General features: G+C 60.1%; 19 protein-coding genes. 9 read left to right on the forward strand and 10 right to left on the reverse strand.

The annotated features are described in order from the left end of the window. The first annotated feature begins 137 nt into the window (after window positions 1–137). Window positions 138–500, forward strand: a complete 363-nt coding sequence (locus HALTADL_RS03540) for an Hsp20/alpha crystallin family protein (protein WP_089672846.1) — start codon at window positions 138–140, stop codon at window positions 498–500. Further along, window positions 501–2,183, forward strand: coding sequence for an ABC1 kinase family protein (locus HALTADL_RS03545; protein ID WP_089672845.1), 1,683 nt, complete (start codon window positions 501–503; stop codon window positions 2,181–2,183). Between the two features lie 44 nt (window positions 2,184–2,227). Here HALTADL_RS03545 and HALTADL_RS17590 read toward each other — a convergent pair whose 3' ends face one another. Continuing rightward, the gene (locus tag HALTADL_RS17590; RefSeq protein WP_394327359.1) at window positions 2,228–2,401 is read right to left on the reverse strand and encodes a DUF5786 family protein; all 174 of its coding nucleotides are present in this window, start codon (window positions 2,399–2,401) and stop codon (window positions 2,228–2,230) included. Between the two features lie 128 nt (window positions 2,402–2,529). Between HALTADL_RS17590 and HALTADL_RS03550 the strand changes: the two genes are divergently transcribed. After that, a complete protein-coding gene (locus tag HALTADL_RS03550; RefSeq protein WP_089672844.1) occupies window positions 2,530–3,579 on the forward strand; it encodes a DUF5784 family protein in 1,050 nt (349 codons plus the stop codon). Window positions 3,580–3,596: 17 nt separating this feature from the next. Here HALTADL_RS03550 and HALTADL_RS03555 read toward each other — a convergent pair whose 3' ends face one another. Beyond that, complete coding sequence (locus HALTADL_RS03555; protein WP_089672843.1) at window positions 3,597–3,881, reverse strand: DUF5789 family protein; 285 nt, start codon at window positions 3,879–3,881, stop codon at window positions 3,597–3,599. Window positions 3,882–3,997: 116 nt separating this feature from the next. Here HALTADL_RS03555 and HALTADL_RS03560 point away from each other — a divergent pair, with 116 nt between their 5' ends. The 3 genes from HALTADL_RS03560 (at window position 3,998) to hemB (ending at window position 6,118) form a co-directional block, all read left to right on the forward strand. Beyond that, the gene (locus tag HALTADL_RS03560) at window positions 3,998–4,813 is read left to right on the forward strand and encodes a PHP domain-containing protein (RefSeq protein ID WP_089672842.1); all 816 of its coding nucleotides are present in this window, start codon (window positions 3,998–4,000) and stop codon (window positions 4,811–4,813) included. Window positions 4,814–4,904: 91 nt separating this feature from the next. After that, window positions 4,905–5,069 carry a DUF6757 family protein gene (locus HALTADL_RS17595; protein ID WP_177171928.1) on the forward strand — a complete coding sequence of 55 codons (165 nt, stop codon included), beginning with the start codon at window positions 4,905–4,907 and terminating at the stop codon, window positions 5,067–5,069. Between the two features lie 62 nt (window positions 5,070–5,131). After that, window positions 5,132–6,118, forward strand: a complete 987-nt coding sequence (gene hemB, locus HALTADL_RS03565) for a porphobilinogen synthase (RefSeq protein WP_089672841.1) — start codon at window positions 5,132–5,134, stop codon at window positions 6,116–6,118. Window positions 6,119–6,128: 10 nt separating this feature from the next. On the opposite strand, the gene HALTADL_RS03570 is transcribed toward hemB, so the two are convergent. From HALTADL_RS03570 to HALTADL_RS03590, 5 genes are all read right to left on the reverse strand, one after another. Continuing rightward, complete coding sequence (locus HALTADL_RS03570) at window positions 6,129–7,355, reverse strand: Tm-1-like ATP-binding domain-containing protein (RefSeq protein ID WP_089672840.1); 1,227 nt, start codon at window positions 7,353–7,355, stop codon at window positions 6,129–6,131. Then, entirely contained in the window at window positions 7,355–8,188 is an 834-nt protein-coding gene (locus tag HALTADL_RS03575) for a phosphoenolpyruvate hydrolase family protein (RefSeq protein WP_089672839.1), read from the reverse strand. The genes HALTADL_RS03570 and HALTADL_RS03575 overlap by 1 nt, the downstream gene beginning before the upstream one ends. A 171-nt stretch (window positions 8,189–8,359) precedes the next feature. Further along, the gene (sufU, locus tag HALTADL_RS03580; RefSeq protein ID WP_089672838.1) at window positions 8,360–8,788 is read right to left on the reverse strand and encodes a Fe-S cluster assembly sulfur transfer protein SufU; all 429 of its coding nucleotides are present in this window, start codon (window positions 8,786–8,788) and stop codon (window positions 8,360–8,362) included. Window positions 8,789–8,884: 96 nt separating this feature from the next. Then, window positions 8,885–9,745 carry a trehalose-phosphatase gene (gene otsB / locus HALTADL_RS03585; protein WP_089672837.1) on the reverse strand — a complete coding sequence of 287 codons (861 nt, stop codon included), beginning with the start codon at window positions 9,743–9,745 and terminating at the stop codon, window positions 8,885–8,887. Next, window positions 9,729–11,282, reverse strand: a complete 1,554-nt coding sequence (locus HALTADL_RS03590; protein ID WP_089672836.1) for an alpha,alpha-trehalose-phosphate synthase (UDP-forming) — start codon at window positions 11,280–11,282, stop codon at window positions 9,729–9,731. Before HALTADL_RS03590 ends, otsB begins: the two co-directional genes overlap by 17 nt. A gap of 458 nt (window positions 11,283–11,740) precedes the next feature. On the opposite strand from HALTADL_RS03590, the gene tenA reads away from it, so the two are divergent. Together tenA and HALTADL_RS03600 are read left to right on the forward strand one after the other, a co-directional pair. After that, window positions 11,741–12,400 carry a thiaminase II gene (tenA, locus tag HALTADL_RS03595; protein WP_089672835.1) on the forward strand — a complete coding sequence of 220 codons (660 nt, stop codon included), beginning with the start codon at window positions 11,741–11,743 and terminating at the stop codon, window positions 12,398–12,400. Further along, window positions 12,397–13,110 (forward strand): TenA family protein, encoded by a 714-nt coding sequence (locus HALTADL_RS03600; RefSeq protein ID WP_089672834.1) that lies wholly within the window; start codon window positions 12,397–12,399, stop codon window positions 13,108–13,110. Before tenA ends, HALTADL_RS03600 begins: the two co-directional genes overlap by 4 nt. Window positions 13,111–13,123: 13 nt before the next feature. Here HALTADL_RS03600 and HALTADL_RS17600 read toward each other — a convergent pair whose 3' ends face one another. The 3 genes from HALTADL_RS17600 to HALTADL_RS03610 form a co-directional block, all read right to left on the reverse strand. Then, entirely contained in the window at window positions 13,124–13,297 is a 174-nt protein-coding gene (locus tag HALTADL_RS17600; protein ID WP_177171927.1) for a hypothetical protein, read from the reverse strand. Window positions 13,298–13,375: 78 nt separating this feature from the next. Further along, window positions 13,376–13,843, reverse strand: coding sequence for a molybdopterin-guanine dinucleotide biosynthesis protein B (gene mobB / locus HALTADL_RS03605; RefSeq protein WP_089672833.1), 468 nt, complete (start codon window positions 13,841–13,843; stop codon window positions 13,376–13,378). Window positions 13,844–13,902: 59 nt separating this feature from the next. After that, window positions 13,903–14,565, reverse strand: a complete 663-nt coding sequence (locus HALTADL_RS03610; RefSeq protein ID WP_089672832.1) for a DICT sensory domain-containing protein — start codon at window positions 14,563–14,565, stop codon at window positions 13,903–13,905. 120 nt (window positions 14,566–14,685) lie between these two features. Here HALTADL_RS03610 and HALTADL_RS03615 point away from each other — a divergent pair, with 120 nt between their 5' ends. Then, window positions 14,686–15,414: a helix-turn-helix domain-containing protein gene (locus HALTADL_RS03615; protein ID WP_162551663.1), complete on the forward strand. Its 729-nt coding sequence runs from the start codon at window positions 14,686–14,688 to the stop codon at window positions 15,412–15,414. The last annotated feature ends 49 nt before the right edge of the window (window positions 15,415–15,463 follow it).

The raw sequence follows: 15,463 nt of genomic DNA on the forward strand, positions 1-15,463 counted from the left end.
TTGTCGTGCCACCCTGATAAGCCCGCGCGGTATCGAGCCGGGAGCCAGCTCTCGGGCCACGGTGTGGCCGCCCATCTGCTCGTCGACGACGCTCACCGACCGCGGGGTTTTTCGACCTTGCGTTCATACACCAGTGTATGTCAGCACTGCGCGATGCGCTCCGAGAACTCCCAGACGCGGTGTTTGCGGATCTGTTGGAATCCGATGAATCCTACCGACTCGTCTTAGACGTGCCGGGCGTCACCGCCGACACCGCCGAGATCGTCGCCGACGGCAGCCGACTGACCATCGAAGCGAGACGCGAAAAAGCCGTTCCCGGGGAGTTCCGGTACATCCGCGAGGACCGACCGCTGTTTCTCGACGCCGAACTGCCGGTCCCACGGGAGGCCGACGGCGAGGAGGCGACCGCGGTCATCGACCGCGGTGTGTTGGAAATCACGCTGCCGAAGACAACTGACGGGGACGGCCAACCCATTCCAATCGACGATGCCGCGGAGTAGGTGATTCCTCTGGTCTCTCTCCGTGCCTACTGGCGGTTCGTCGTCGTCTTCTATCGGTTTTCGCCGCTGCTCGTCGCCTACCTGCGGGACCGTCGACGCTACATCCTTTTCGGCAGTCCGAGACGCGTCACCACCGACATGCAACTCGACCGGGCCGACGTCCTCTTGGATACCCTGCTCACACTCGGCCCGACGTTCATCAAACTCGGCCAGCTGCTGTCGACGCGGCCCGACATTCTCCCGAAGGCCTACATCGACGTCCTATCGAGCCTGCAGGACGATGTCCCGCCAGCCCCGTGGCCGGAAACCAAACGAGTCCTCGAAGACGAGATCGGTCCCATAGAGGAGGTGTTCGACGAGTTCGACACCGAGCCGATCAGCGGCGCGAGTCTTGGCCAAGTGTATCTCGCAACCTACGAGGGCCAGCAGGTCGCCGTCAAGGTGCGTCGACCGAACATCGAGTCGCTGGTCGAGGCCGATCTCCGAGTCCTCAAATGGTCGGTCCCCATCCTCGTCCGGTTCATCGGCGAGGGCCGGGCCTTCTCGCTCGATAATCTGGCCGACGAGTTCTCGAAAACCATCCGCCAAGAGATGGACTACAGCCGCGAACGGAACATCCTCGAACAGATCCGGGGGAACTTCGACGAGAGCCGGGACATCCGGATTCCCGAACCCGTCAACCAGCTTTCCGGCCCACGTGTCCTGACGATGGAGTACCTACCGGGCGTCAAGATCACCGACATTGACACCCTCGACGAAATAGGGCTCGACCGCACCGAACTTGCGACCAAACTCCAGCGCATCTACCTCCAGATGATCGTCCAGGATGGCGTCTTCCACGCCGACCCCCATCCCGGCAATCTCGCGGTCGCCGAGGACGGTTCGATCATCTTCTACGACTTCGGGATGTCTAGCACGGTCGACTCCTTCATTCAGGACAAGATCGTGGATTTCTACATCGCCGTCGCCAACCAGGATATCGACGCCATTCTCGATACCCTGATCGATATGGGGACGCTCAGCCCGACCGCCGACCGACAGGTGATGGGCGAGGTGATGGAACTCGCGATTGCCGACGCCCGGGGTGACGACATCGAACAGTACCGGGTCAACCAGATCATCGAACAGGTGGAGTCGACGATCTACGAGTTCCCGCTCCGGCTCCCCCGAAACCTCGCGCTCGTGCTCCGGGTGGCGACGGTCGTCGAAGGCGTCTGTGTCACTCTCGACCAGAATTTCGACTTTATCTCGGTCGCTACCGACTACCTCACCGAGGAAGGCTACCGCGAGGAGACCGCCAAACGACTGTTCGAGGAGGGCGGCCAGCAGGTCCAGCAGACCGCACAGGCGCTGTTTACGGTGCCGCCGAAACTCGACCGCGTACTCGATACTATCGAACGCGAGGATCTCACGGTCAACGTCCAGATCGACGACGAAAACCACGTCCTCGACAAACTCGCCAAACGCATTTCCTACTCGATTATCGTCGCGGTCGGCCTGCTGTCGGCCTCGATCATCTACGCATTTGCCAACGAATGGCAGATCTCAGTCGCGATTCTCGGGCTGACCGCGCCAATGGTCTTTTTCCTCTATCGGTCGTTCAAAGAGCCGCGTGGGCTTCGGGCCCGACCACAGTTCACCCGACAGAACCTGCGTGAAAAGCGCGGTCCTGGTAACGAGTAGCACCGCTGTCGACTCTGTTATCCCGTCAAAAAGCAGCTTCACGGCTATGTGTCGTTGAGTTTCTGGAACTGATCGAGCAGTTCGTCGGCCGACTCGCCGGAATCATACGTCACCGTGCCGCGGAACTCCGACCGCTCTTGGTCGAAATCCGCGTCGACAGTCGAGGCTTTCTCTTCGCGACGCTCGTGTTCGGCGTCATCGTATGCACCCATAGACATGGTATACCATACCTTGGAATGGTTTCGATTTATACTTAACGATTGTTCAGATATGATGTCGCCCGTATCGATCCCGGTCGACTGTGACAATCAGAATATGTAACTACCACCGTCGTCTCTCCGTGAGTGTGGCACGACCGCTCCGCTTCAGATACGCCCCTGACCGCTGGTCAGTCAGTCGTGTTCGGTCGGCGATCCTGGAGCCACTGGATTCGAACCTCGGCGCTGAGATGCGTGAGCCGTGGTTTCAGTCGCCGCCGAGCTACGACGCCCGGCGATTCGAAATGGACAACGGCGACATTGCACTGTTCTGTTGGACCTCGGGCGATGAGGGACCGACCGGCACCGACGGCGGTCCCGGTGGCTACTGGCTCGGCAACACCGAAACGCCGAGTTCGCTCTGGCGAACCGAGAAATACGGGCTCGACGAGGTTCCGTATCCGGTTCGGCGGTGGGCCGAACGTGAGCTGCTGGCACAGCTCCACATGGAGTCGCCGTGGCTTGAGCCCTACCCGCATCTCTCGTGGTTCTTTCTGCCCGTCTTTCTTTCGAAGGACGGCCGAGAGACGACCCGCGAGTTCTTTCAGGACCACGCAGCCGGGTTTCCGGATGCCTCGGCCGACGAGGCACTCACTTACTACGAATCGGTGCTCCACACCGGCGCGCTCGACCCCTATCAGTCGGAGATGTCCGGCAAGCTCGGCACCTCCTCGTATCTTGACTTGACGCGAATGGCCGCCGCGATGGGTGAGTTCAACGCAGCGAAACTCCTCTTAGACGCTGGCTACGAGATCACTCCCGAAATCGAAGTGACGACCGGTCACTCCATCGACTATCGGGCCGATCCACCCGACTCGGAGGGTGGGCAAGCTGTACTTGTCGAAGTTACCCGCCCACTACCGCCGGGGAAGCGAGCAGCCGACTCGCCGCTAACGGCGGTTCGTGAGACGGCTAAAACCAAAACTGACGGCCAACTCGATGCGCATGCGGGCGGCATCGTCCTCTTCGTCGACTGCTCGTCGTTCCCCGACGACGAGTGGCGAGTGATCGCCAGCGAACAGCCCGACGTGCGACATCGCCCGGCGGTCGTCTTCCGGGTTCGCCCCAATGGCTCCATCGAGGGGTATAAAAAGGGACAGCTCCCGTTATCGCTGGACGATGCGGTTAGCTTCTTATAAAAGTAGTCGACGACTACTTAAAACGAAACCGGGTCTGGACCGTGTTCTCCCGGCGTATACTGGTCGCGGTCGCTGTAGAAGCGTCGACCGATTGCCTTGTGGCTCACACCGCCCATCAGTGCGTCTCTGACAGCCGCCGGATCGTCGAACGTCTCCTCGCCCAGTCGACCAAGAATGTCGCCGATAGTTTCTGTGCCGTTCTGGAGCTGAATCTCGCTGTCACCGTAGGCCGCGATTAGTTCTGTAGTTGTTGCTGGATACCTGTGGTCGACGAACATGTGGGCTGTTTCACTCAGTCGCATACACCACCGTCCGCACTCCGTATAGTTAATGATTGTCCATTATGTATACTAGGTGTTATTATGTGTGGGTGGTTCGACCCGATACGATCTTGAGGGACCGTCTCCAACCGGATTCCATGACGACGACGGCTCCAGTCGCGGATCTCCATCTTCATACGACGGCGTCGGATGGCGTGCTCACCGTCGAGACGCTTCCGGCGGCCGCTCGTCGAGCGGGTGTCGACTGGGTTGCGGTGACCGACCACGACATCGTCCACCCGGAGCTGTCGGCTCCCGTCACCATTCACGATGGAATTACCGTCGTACGCGGGATCGAACTCCGCGTCGACGCCGGGCCGCTGACGGTCGATCTGCTGGGCTACGGCGTCGATCCCACACCCGAGTTGGCGTCCGAACTGACACGCCTCCAAGACGACCGCCGCGACCGCGGCCAGCGTATTATCGACCGGGTTGAATCCCATCTCGGCGTCGACCTCGATATCGAACCGCGATCTGGAATCGGTCGACCACACATTGCTCGCGCAATCGCCGACAGCGACGCGCCCTACGATGTCAGCGGTGCGTTTGCCGACCTGATCGGCGAGGACGGTCCCTGCTATGTGGCCCGCTCGATCACGCCGGTCGACCGCGGGGTCGACCTGCTGTCGGACTCTTGTGGTCTCGTCAGTCTCGCCCATCCGTTTCGCTACCCCGACCCCGAGGCAGCTCTCGAACTGACTGCCGATCTCGATGCAGTCGAATACCACTATCCCTACGACCACTGGGAAGAGACGTTCTCGCTTGATCCGATCTGCGAGGAACGGGAACTCCTCATCACTGGCGGGAGTGACGCCCACGATACGGAGTTGGGCCGGGCAGGACTCGATGGCGAAGCCTTCGAGGCGTTTCGGCGTCGACTCGACCGAACAGTCGGTCTCCCAACTAACTTGTAACAGTCTGGTTACTCATTTTACAAACAATTTCTTGCGGACAGTGAACGTCGGTTGCCGAACGGTTAAACCGTCTGGAACCCATACAGCAACTATGCGCTGTCATTACTGCGACGAGGAGGCCACATTTGCGGCCGAGAAGGGTGGTGTCAAAGTTGGGCTCTGCACCGAACATTTCCGTGAGCGACTCGAACTCATCAGCGACTCCGAAGAGCTTGCCTCGCTCGAAGAACAGCTCGACGTCACCCGAACCGACTAACTACCTGCTGTTGGCTCTCTGAGAGCGATATGCCTTTAGATACCGCGTGTTGAACTCGTGGTATGCCATTCAAACCCACTGACCGGCCGCGACGGCTCCGAACCGACGGGGTTCGGCCGCTGGTCCGTGAGACGACCCTCGACGCACAGGATCTCATCGCGCCGGTCTTCGTCGACGCAACCATCGACGAGCGACTGCCAATCGAGACGATGCCGGGTCACGAACGCGTCCCGGTCGACGAGGCCGCCGACCGCGTCGAGGAGATCCGCGAGACGGGCGTCGAGGCCGTCATCGTCTTCGGGGTTCCCGACTCGAAAGACGAGGTCGGCAGTCAAGCCTACGCCGAGGATGGGGTCGTCCAGCGCGGGATTCGCGAAATCAGCGCCAACACCGACGCCTACATCATCGGTGACGTCTGTCTCTGTGAGTACACCGACCACGGTCACTGTGGCGTGCTCGAACCCCACGCGGAGGATGATCCAACGCTGACGGTCAAAAACGACGAGACGCTCGACCTACTGGCCCAGACAGCAGTCTCCCAAGCTGAGGCTGGAGCTGATATGGTCGCACCGTCTAGCATGACCGACGGCATGGTCGGTGCGATCCGCACGGCCCTCGACGAGGCAGGATTCGAGCATATTCCGATCATGAGCTACGCCGCCAAATACGAGTCCTCGTTTTATGGGCCGTTCCGCGATGCCGCAGACGGTGCGCCTGCCTTCGGCGACCGTCGACATTACCAGATGGACCCCGCCAACAGTCGGGAAGCACTCCGCGAGGTCCAACAGGACGTAAAGGAGGGTGCGGACGTGCTGATGATCAAACCTGCCCTTCCCTACCTCGATATCGTCAGCGATGTGCGCCGGGAGTTCGACCAACCGGTAGCGGCCTACAACGTCTCCGGGGAGTATGCGATGCTCCATGCCGCCGCCGACAAAGGGTGGCTTGATCTCGAAGCGACGGCATACGAATCCCTGTTAAGTATCAAACGGGCCGGCGCAGACCTCATTCTGACCTACTTTGCTGAAGATCTAGCCGAGAAGTTGTAAGGCCCGCTTGCTACTCGGTCGGTCCGAGACCGGCTTCCTGCATATACTCGTCAAGCCTTTCGGCCATCGTTTCTGCAAACTGCTCGTCGTTGATGTCGGTCTCCCGCTCGATCAGTTCGACCTGTTCGTCGACTGTCTCTCGGAGCGCAGTAAATAGCGCCTCGTCGGCTTCGGGATCATAGAAATCCTCGCCCTCTACGTCGAGCATCGAGACGCCGCCGAGTGGCAAGGCGAGGGCGGTCGACCCAGTTGCGGCGTTGAGTTTCTCGCCGATGATGCGACCGAGTTCGGCGTTTTCCTCCGGTGTCGTCCGCATCAGTGTTACCTGTGGGTTGTGGATATGGAACAGTCGACCTTCGAACTCCTCGGGGACCGAATCCCGTGGGCCGAAGTTGACCATATCGAGTGCGCCGGTCGACACGACCTGCGGAACTCCCTGCTCGCCGGCCGCATCGAGTCGCTCCGGACCGGCGTTGAGATTGCCACCGACGAGTTCGTCGGCCCATTCGGTCGTCGTGATATCGAGAACGCCGTCGATGACGCCCTCCTCGATGAGGTTCTCCATCGCCCGGCCGCCGGTGCCGGTCGCGTGGAAAACGATAGTTTCGTAGCCTCTATCTTCGAGATACGCCCGCGCAGTCTTGGCACAGGGGGTCGTCACCCCGAACATCGTGATTCCGATGGTCGGTTTCGCCGCAACGGAGACGTCGGGTTCGTTGGCAACCATCCCGACCATCGCAAGGGCGGCGTTGGCGATCACCTGCCGGGAGAGCTGGTTGAGACCCTCGATATCGGCGACCGAGTACAGCATCATCACGTCCTTGATACCGACATACGGTTCGACATCGCCCGAGGCCACCGTCGACACCATCAACTTGGGCACGCCGACCGGAAGCGCCCGCATCGCGGTCGTCGCAATCGAGGTGTTGCCGGAGCCGCCAAGTCCTAGGATACCTTTTAAATCACCGTCGTCGTGCATGCGCTGGGCGATGGCGGCGGCTCCCTCACCCATCGCTTCCATCGCTTCGCCACGGTCGGCGTTCTTTCGGAGATGTTCAAGTGAGGTTCCGGCGGCCTCGGCGACCTCGCTGGCCGATGTATCGGGTTCGAATCCCGGTTCGCCGACGACACCGGTGTCGACGACGTGGACGTCGACGCCCTGTGACTGAATCACGTCTCGGGCGAAGCCGATTTCCTCGCTTTTCGTGTCCAGCGTCCCGATAATGACGACGCTCATCAGAAGTCAATCTCCTTGAACTCACGGGCCTGATTCTGGATGGCCTCCTCGGTGGGGAGCCGTTCGATACTGGAGGCCCCGAAGAAGCCGACGACGCCCTCGGTGTTGTTGAGGACGTATTCGGCGTCATCCGGCCACGCAATTGGGCCGCCGTGACAGATGACCAAGACATCTTCGTTGACCTCTTTGGCGGCGTCGTGGTGGGCCTGAACCTGCTCGACGGCACCGTCGAGATCGAGGGCGGTTTCCGCGCCGATGTCGCCGGAGGTCGTCAGTCCCATGTGGGAGACGATCACGTCGGCTCCGGCCTCAGTCATCCGGCGGGCCTGATCCTCGTTGAACACGTAGGGACAGGTCAACATGTCCTGATTCGACGCCTCGCGGATCATGTCGACTTCCTTGTCGTACCCCATCCCGGTCTCTTCGAGGTTCTGCCGGTAGCCACTATCTTCGTCGATCAGACCCACGGTCGGGAAGTTCTGGACACCCGAAAAGCCGCGTCGCTTGAGATCCTCGATGAAGACGTCCATTTGCCTGAACGGATCAGTGCCATTGACGCCCGCTAGTACCGGCGTGTCTTCGACAACTGGAATTACCTCGTTGCCCATTTCGACGACAATCTCGTTGGCATCGCCATACGGGAGCAGTCCGGCCAGCGAGCCGCGGCCGTTCATCCGGTACCGTCCGGAGTTATAGATGATCAGCAGGTCGACGCCACCTCGCTCGGCGAATTTGGCCGAGATACCCGTTCCTGCACCGGCACCGATAATCGGCTCGTCGTTCGAGGCTGTCTCTCGCAATCGACCGAGTGACTCTTCTCGTTGGAACTTCATACATAATTGTTCATTGCATATCTTATCAGTTTTATGTTAAAATATAAGACATTGTGACGAGGAATTCGTCGACCGCTCTCAGAAGAGAGCTAGTAGAAGGCGTCGACGCTGTCGAAAACAGTAGAAACAGAACGATGTATCGAGGTGGACACTCCCACCACGGGGGGTGCGTTACTCTTCAGTAATCGTCTCGCCGTACTCATCGGGATCGAGCTCGCCCAGATGGAGTTTCGCGCCGTCTTTGGCGACCTGATTGCCGAGCACGGCACATGGAATCCGCATCGGTGAGATCGTCACGCCGAGCATATCGGTGATATCCTCAGTCTCTAAGTCCTGTAGCTCGTCGACTGTCATCCCGACCAGCCGTTCGGAGAGCATGCTGGCCGAAGCCTGTGAGATCGCACAGCCGTCGCCGGTGAAGCTGACGTATTCGATTGTCTCGTCGTCGTCTTCGAGCCGAATGTCCATCTGGATCGTGTCGCCACAGGAGGGGTTTTCTCCAGTGTGTGTAAACGTTGGATCCTCTAACTCCCCGTAGTTTCGGGGGCTTTTGTAGTGGTCGAGGATCTGCTGGCGATACATATCCGAGCCCATTCCCATAGTGGAACAGAGTAGGGGTGTTGTTCTCAAAAGGGTTCCGGGAAACAACATCACACGGGCGTTCGCCACTCGCTCACGCTATTGATTCGGTATCGCTTACCTCGTGTCGTCAGTCGACTCAACCAGTGCCAGTCCGTCGGTGACAACCCATCGGATAAACACCTCGGCTTCGGCCGGTGTCCGGACTCGGTAGTCAGCAGCCGTCTTGTGGTTATCGCCGACGTGGACCGTGATTCCGTCGGGTCTGATCTCCTCAAAAGCTGCCTCGTCGGTCGTGTCGTCGCCGATATACAGCGGGAGCCATACCTCAGTATGCGCCAGCAGTTGGCTGATCGCCGTTCCCTTATCCCAGTCAGCGGCCGGTCGGAGTTCAAGGCTCTCCTTGCCGTCGTGGATCTCGACCTCGTCCTTGCCGAGTTCCGAAACTACCTCCTTGACGTGGTTTTGGACCGTCTTGACCTCCTCTCGGTCGACCATTCGGTAGTGGATCGTCGCGGTAACACCCTTGTTTTCGACGACTGTGCCGTCGATACCTGCGAGCCGGTCCCCGAGCGTTTGGCAAATGTCCTCGATTACTGGCTCGGCGGCTTCGGCGTCGGGATGGGTTTCACGTTGGCCGTCGATGCCGAGTTCGAGGCCGTGATTGCCGACGTAGTCGACGCCCTCGATGCCGACGCGCTCCCGGAGATCCGCCAGCCCACGGCCACTGATAACTGCGGGGCTGACCTGCGGATGGTCGCGCAACGCCCGCAGCGACCGGAGATTCGTCTCGGTCGGTTCGGGGGAATCGGGATTTTCTTCAATCGGCGACAGCGTCCCATCGAAATCGGTTCCGAACAGCAGGCCATCGGCTTGGTGAAGGCGGGTTCGCACGTCCGAGAGATGGTCCCAGACGAGTGGTGTTTCGACCGTCGATTCGGCACTGGCGGTCTGTGAGGAGTTAGTGTGATCTGACATCGGTCTCTGTAGTGTCGACTTGCTGTTCGAGTGCGAGCGTCGCGTCGAAGACGTCGGCCATCCACGACTGGATGTTGGTGGTCGCGACCACAGACCGGAGTGCGCGCATCCGGCGCTGTCGTTCCTCGTCGGGCATCGACAGAGCGAGATCGAGCCGGGAGGCGAACGTCTCGGTGTCGGTTGGATCGATTGTGACTGCGGCATCACCGAGGAGGTCGTCGGCTCCGGCGCGGTCGCTGAGAAGCAGCACGCCGGTGTGGTCGATCTGGGCCGAGACGTACTCCATGGCGACGAGGTTCATCCCGTCGGCCAGCGGGCTGACGATAGCGAGATCGCTGTGTCGACAGAGGCCGTACAGCGCCTCCTCGGTCAGATAGTCCTCGATCTCGATTATTGGCTGCCAGTCGTCGGTGCCGAACCGCTCGTTGATTCGTTCGATATCCCGGTCGACCTGTCGACCGAGTTCGCGGTACTCCGGGATCTCGGTTCGACTCGGTGTCGCCTTCTGGACGTACGTAAATTCGCCGAGCCAGTTGGGTTCGGTTTCCAACAGGTGTTCGATTGCGGCCAGTCGCTCGGGGATGCCCTTGGTGTAGTCGAGACGGTCGATCCCGACTGCGACCGCTTGATCCTCGGGAATTCCGTATTCGGCGCGGAACTCCGCCCAGAACCCCTCGTCGGGCGCGGCCGCATACTCGGCGATCCGTTCGGTGTCGACGCCCATCGGGAACGACCGAACTCGGCACTCGTGGCCCTCGCGTTCGACGGTCCACGACTCCCAGTCGACTGCGGCCTCGGGAAGGATCGTCGCCACACAGTCGAGGAAGTTGGCACAGTAGTCCGGGATATGGAATCCCAACAGATCGTTAGCCAGCAGGCCACGGAGGAGTTCGGTCTGGTGGGGACAATCCCTGAACACCTCGCGTTCGGGCCACGGGATGTGCCAAAAGTGGCTCAGCAGGGCCTCGTCGCCGACTTCCTCGCGGACGAACTGTGGTGCGAGTCCGAAATGGTAGTCCTGAAACCAGACGAGGCTGTTGCTGTCGTCGGTCTCCGTCCCGACGCTGCCGTCGTCTGTGGCAACGCTGTCGACCACGCTGTCGGCGAACTGCTGGTTGACCTCGCGGTACCGTTCCCAGTGGCGGTCCTCGAAGGTGACTTTATTTTCGAGACTGTGAGACAGCGGCCAGAGGACTCGATTACTGAAGCCGTAATAGTAGTCGGCGACGTCGGACTCCGAGAGCCAGACGCGTTTCAGCGTGTAGGCCGGATCCTCCGGCGGGACACGGACGGAGTTGGCATCGTCGGTGGCTTCCCGGTCGGCGTCGCCGTCACCCCACGCGACCCACGTGCCGTCGGTCTGCTGGACGACCGGGTCGAGCCCAGCCGTGAGTCCGCCAGCCGGTCGGTCGACAGCGATTTCGTCGTTGTCGTCGAAGGTGTGACGGTAGGGCTGGCGGTTCGAGACGACGATCAAATCCCAGTTTTCGAGTACTGATAGTGTGTCGTCGAGGGATTGTTGGGTCGACTCAGCCATGGTGTGGCCTCCGCGGCCGTGGCTGGCCGGAGATGGGCGTTCGTTCGCGGGGCGATACATGGCGTCGTATGATGCGGTGAGGTCGCCGATTGGCACGCCGAGACAGCGGGACACTCAGCCGCGTTGGTGGAGGATGTCGTATGCTCATGGCAGTCTCTGCACGTCTCGCAGGACCAGCCGGAGGTTCGTCGACTGGTGATCATCGACGGCGACCCGACTCGGATGAAAGCGAGACCGCCGTGGCGGCAACACAACGGCTGTAATAATGTCCCTGTTGGCCAAACGGTCGACAACCGCTGGCCCCAAACATACCAAAAACATGCTGATTACTTGTCTACCGGTTCGCCGTCAGTCCCTTCCCGTCACCCCTCAGCGGCTTGTTTTGATCGGCAGCGACCTAGGTTCATAACTGAGTGATATCAACAAGTTATATATCGGTTGTCGTCGACCAGTGAGCTATGTCAGGAAGCCAGCGACTGCTGGAAGCAGGCACGGAGATCTGGGAAGCACAGAAATCCCATCCGTTCGTCGTCGAACTCGCCGAAGGAACGCTTGATCCGGCGGCGTTCGAACACTGGATTACACAGGATTATCGGTATCTCCAAGATTACGCCCGCCTGTTTGCGATTGCGGGACCCAAAGCCCGAGATGAGGAGACGATGACCGGGCTGTTGGCCATTGCCCACAGTATTCTCGATACCGAGATGGATCTTCATCGGTCGTTTGCAGCTGACTACGGTATTTCGCAGGCCAACCTCGAAGCCACCGAGAAGGCACCGACCTGCGTGGCCTACACCAACTTTTTGTTACGGACTGCCTACGAGGGGAGTCTCGCCGAAATCGCCGCCGCGCTCTACCCCTGTATGCAGGGGTATCTCGACATTGCCGATCATATGACCGAGCTGGCCGACGAAAACCACCAGTATACCCAATTCATCGAGACCTACACGAGCGATGAGTTCCGCGAGGACGTGCAGTGGGGCCGTGAGTTCGTCGACCACTGCTGGGAGACCAATCCCGGCGAACACGAGGCGATGAAGGCCGCATTTCTCACCAGCGCAAAACTCGAATACCGGTTTTGGGAGATGGCCTACACACAGGAGGACTGGGGACTATGAGCGGCGACGGACCAGCGACTCCCGACACCTACGAGGCCTACGCCGCTTCCACCACCGAACCGCGGTTCACTGATTGGCTCCGCGAGCGGTCGGAGCCACAGTGGACTGCTGCCACCAGTCACCGATTTACCCAACAGTTGGGTGCTGGCACGCTCAACGAGGCGGTCTTTAGTCGGTACCTAATACAAGATTATGCCTTCGTCGACACCCTCGTTGGCGTCTTTGGCCACGCGGTTGGCCAAGCACCCACGATGGCTGCAAAGCGTCGACTGATCGAGTTTCTGGACGTGATTACAGATGACGAAAACGCGTTCTTCGAGCGCTCGTTCGACGCCCTTGACGTGCCAGTTGCGGAGCGAACCGATCCGGAACTGACCGATACGACCGAAGCGATGACCGATCTGCTGACGGCGGCAGCCAATCAGGGTGGGTACGCCGAGACGCTTGCGGTACTCGTCCCCGCTGAATGGGTCTACCTCACGTGGGCGACCGCCGAGGCCGACGACCGCCCCGACGCGTTTTATTTCAGTGAGTGGATCGACCTCCACGTAAACCCCGGTTTCGTTTCCTTTGTCGACTGGCTCCGCGGGCAGTTGGATTCGGTCGGCCCGACGCTTTCGCCCCGCCAGCAAGGGCGCGTGGCTCGGCTATTCGAACGAACTGTTGCGTTAGAAGTCGACTTCTTCGAAGCCGCCTACGACGCTCAGTAAGGACCGCTACTACCTAGTCGATATCTGGCGGTGAGTCGACGTTGTGGTGGGGGCCGAGCGGGCCGTGAGTCGGGCAGATGCCGACGATTGGGGTCGCGTTGAGACAGCAGGCCCGCTGTTCTGTGGCGACGACTCCCTGCAGAAGCATTTCGCCGCACCGTCGACAGTACGGGCCCTCATCGCTCATACCAGTTGTATCGGTGGCGGTTCGTATAGCTTCCTCGTCTGTCAGTGTGCCACTGTCGACTCGGTTATCCGATGACTACTATTCTACACCCTCGAACAGCGTCCCATCAGCAATCGACGTCGCCACCGCCTCGATATCGATAGTGTCGACCGTTCCGCTGGCGACAATCGGTGGTTCGGTGTCATCGCGCTCGCCAACCTCTATTTTGGGATACGGCGAGTCGTGGAACCCCTCGATGAGTACGAAGTCGTAACCATCGGCTGTGAGGCTCTCTACGGTCTGTTCAAGCAGTGCCATCTCGCTGGGAGCCGCCGCCTTACCACCCGGTGTGATCTGAAACGCAAGCGACGGCGTGAGACCGACGACAGTGTCGGCTCCCGCCTCGCGGTGGCGATAGGTGTCCTTACCGGGCGTGTCGGGCTCGATATCGTGGTGAATGGATTTGATCGTCGCAACGGTGCCGTGTGCGCCGAGGGTGTCGACCAGCGACTCCATGAGGGTGGTTTTCCCGCTGTCGCTGGGACCAACGAGACAGACTGTGGGCATGGCTGTGGGTTCGGCCGGTCGACCAAAACATGACCGACGTGAGGCCACGCGCGAGAAACTCAAGAAAAATAGGTGTCGGTGAGATGTGAGATGATCTCGTCGACGCGATCCGGGTCGACGGTCCAGAACCCATGGTACTGACGTGGGCCGACCTCTTGGGCGACCAGCGCGGCTTTCAGGTCGTCGTCTCCGTTACCGTCGTAGGCGACGAGCCACGTCCGGGCGAGTTCCTCGCTCGACTCGTCGTGGACGGTCAGCCCGTCGGTGTCGAGGAGATCGGTGTCCGGAAGCCCGAACAGATGGATTTCAAGGCTGCTTCGGCCGAGGACACTGTAGTAGAGCATCGTCCGGAGATCACGTTTGACCCGTGAGAGATGCTGAAAACAGGCATACAGCGTCCCCTCATCCTGTCGTTCGGCCCGGCGTTCGACATAGCGTGAGGCAACGACCAGCTGTGGCACGCTCTGGGAGCGAAACGTGACGGTATCGAGCCGGTCGATCATCGAAATGGGATCGGGTTCGGTCCGAATCACCTCCGCAGTGGTCGTCACCGCCTCCCATAGTTCTGCCATCGATGCTGTCAGTAGCTCCTCGCCGTCGACTCTCAGTACGACTTCCGGTCTGGTCTCACTGGCATCGTGGACACTCACTGCTGTAGGTGGAGTATCGAAGAACGCCGCAATATCGGAGACAGCCTCGGCAGGTGGCTCGTCGACGGACACCTGTAGCTCTCTGGACCCCTGCGGGACAGCCTCGATGAGTTCGTGGAACGAGTTGGCGTCGACGATGTCTCACAGTACGGGTGCAACTGCTTTGTATGTGTGGCACGTAGTTCCATGGTAGTGACTGAATCCCGTAGAGCGAAGGGGCTGTACGCCCGAATACGAGTTCGACCGGTTCGGGAGTGTATTCTCCGTCAGCTTTCTGAAGAACACGTTGTCCAGCAGTATATGCCGGGAACACCCGACGGGAACCGGCCACAGGTACTCGTTGAGCCAGCGACCGAGACCGAAGGCAACTCGCTGAACGCAGACTCCATCGAGCAGACCATTTGGCTGGGCGACCGGGTGGTCTGTCTGCTTCGACACTGCGAGTCGACACCCCCGAAACGAGAATCGACCACAGAGAACCAGCCACCCCCTGACTCTCGGAACCCTAACTGCGGAATGGTGTTGTACGGGTTTGGGCATCTCCCCGTGGCACCGGTCGCAGTTCAGCTCTCGGATGGGTGGCTTGAACTCCATTTCGTCACAACTGCGTATCCGAAACTCCGGGAGACAATCAGCGACCTCCGCGAGGCGGCGTTCGATGTCGACCTCCGACAGGTGGTCCAGAGCGACCGCACGTCGGTTCCACTGCTCGATGAACTCCCGATGTTGTCGATGGTTGATCTCTCGGTACTTACCGACAGACAGCGGGAGGTCGCGACGGTTGCTATCGAGATGGGATACTTCGAGGAGACGGGAGCGACTGCCGAGGAGACCGCCGACGCACTGGATATCTCGAAGTCGACGCTATCGGAACATCTCCGGATCGTCATTCGGAAACTCCTCTCGCAGATTATCCCATAGGTGTATATAAAGGGCCTCACTGTTCGTCCGAATCTTCAGGCCCGTCGGT

Origin of the sequence: Halohasta litchfieldiae (assembly GCF_002788215.1) — an archaeon.
Classification (GTDB): Archaea; Halobacteriota; Halobacteria; order Halobacteriales; family Haloferacaceae; genus Halohasta; species Halohasta litchfieldiae.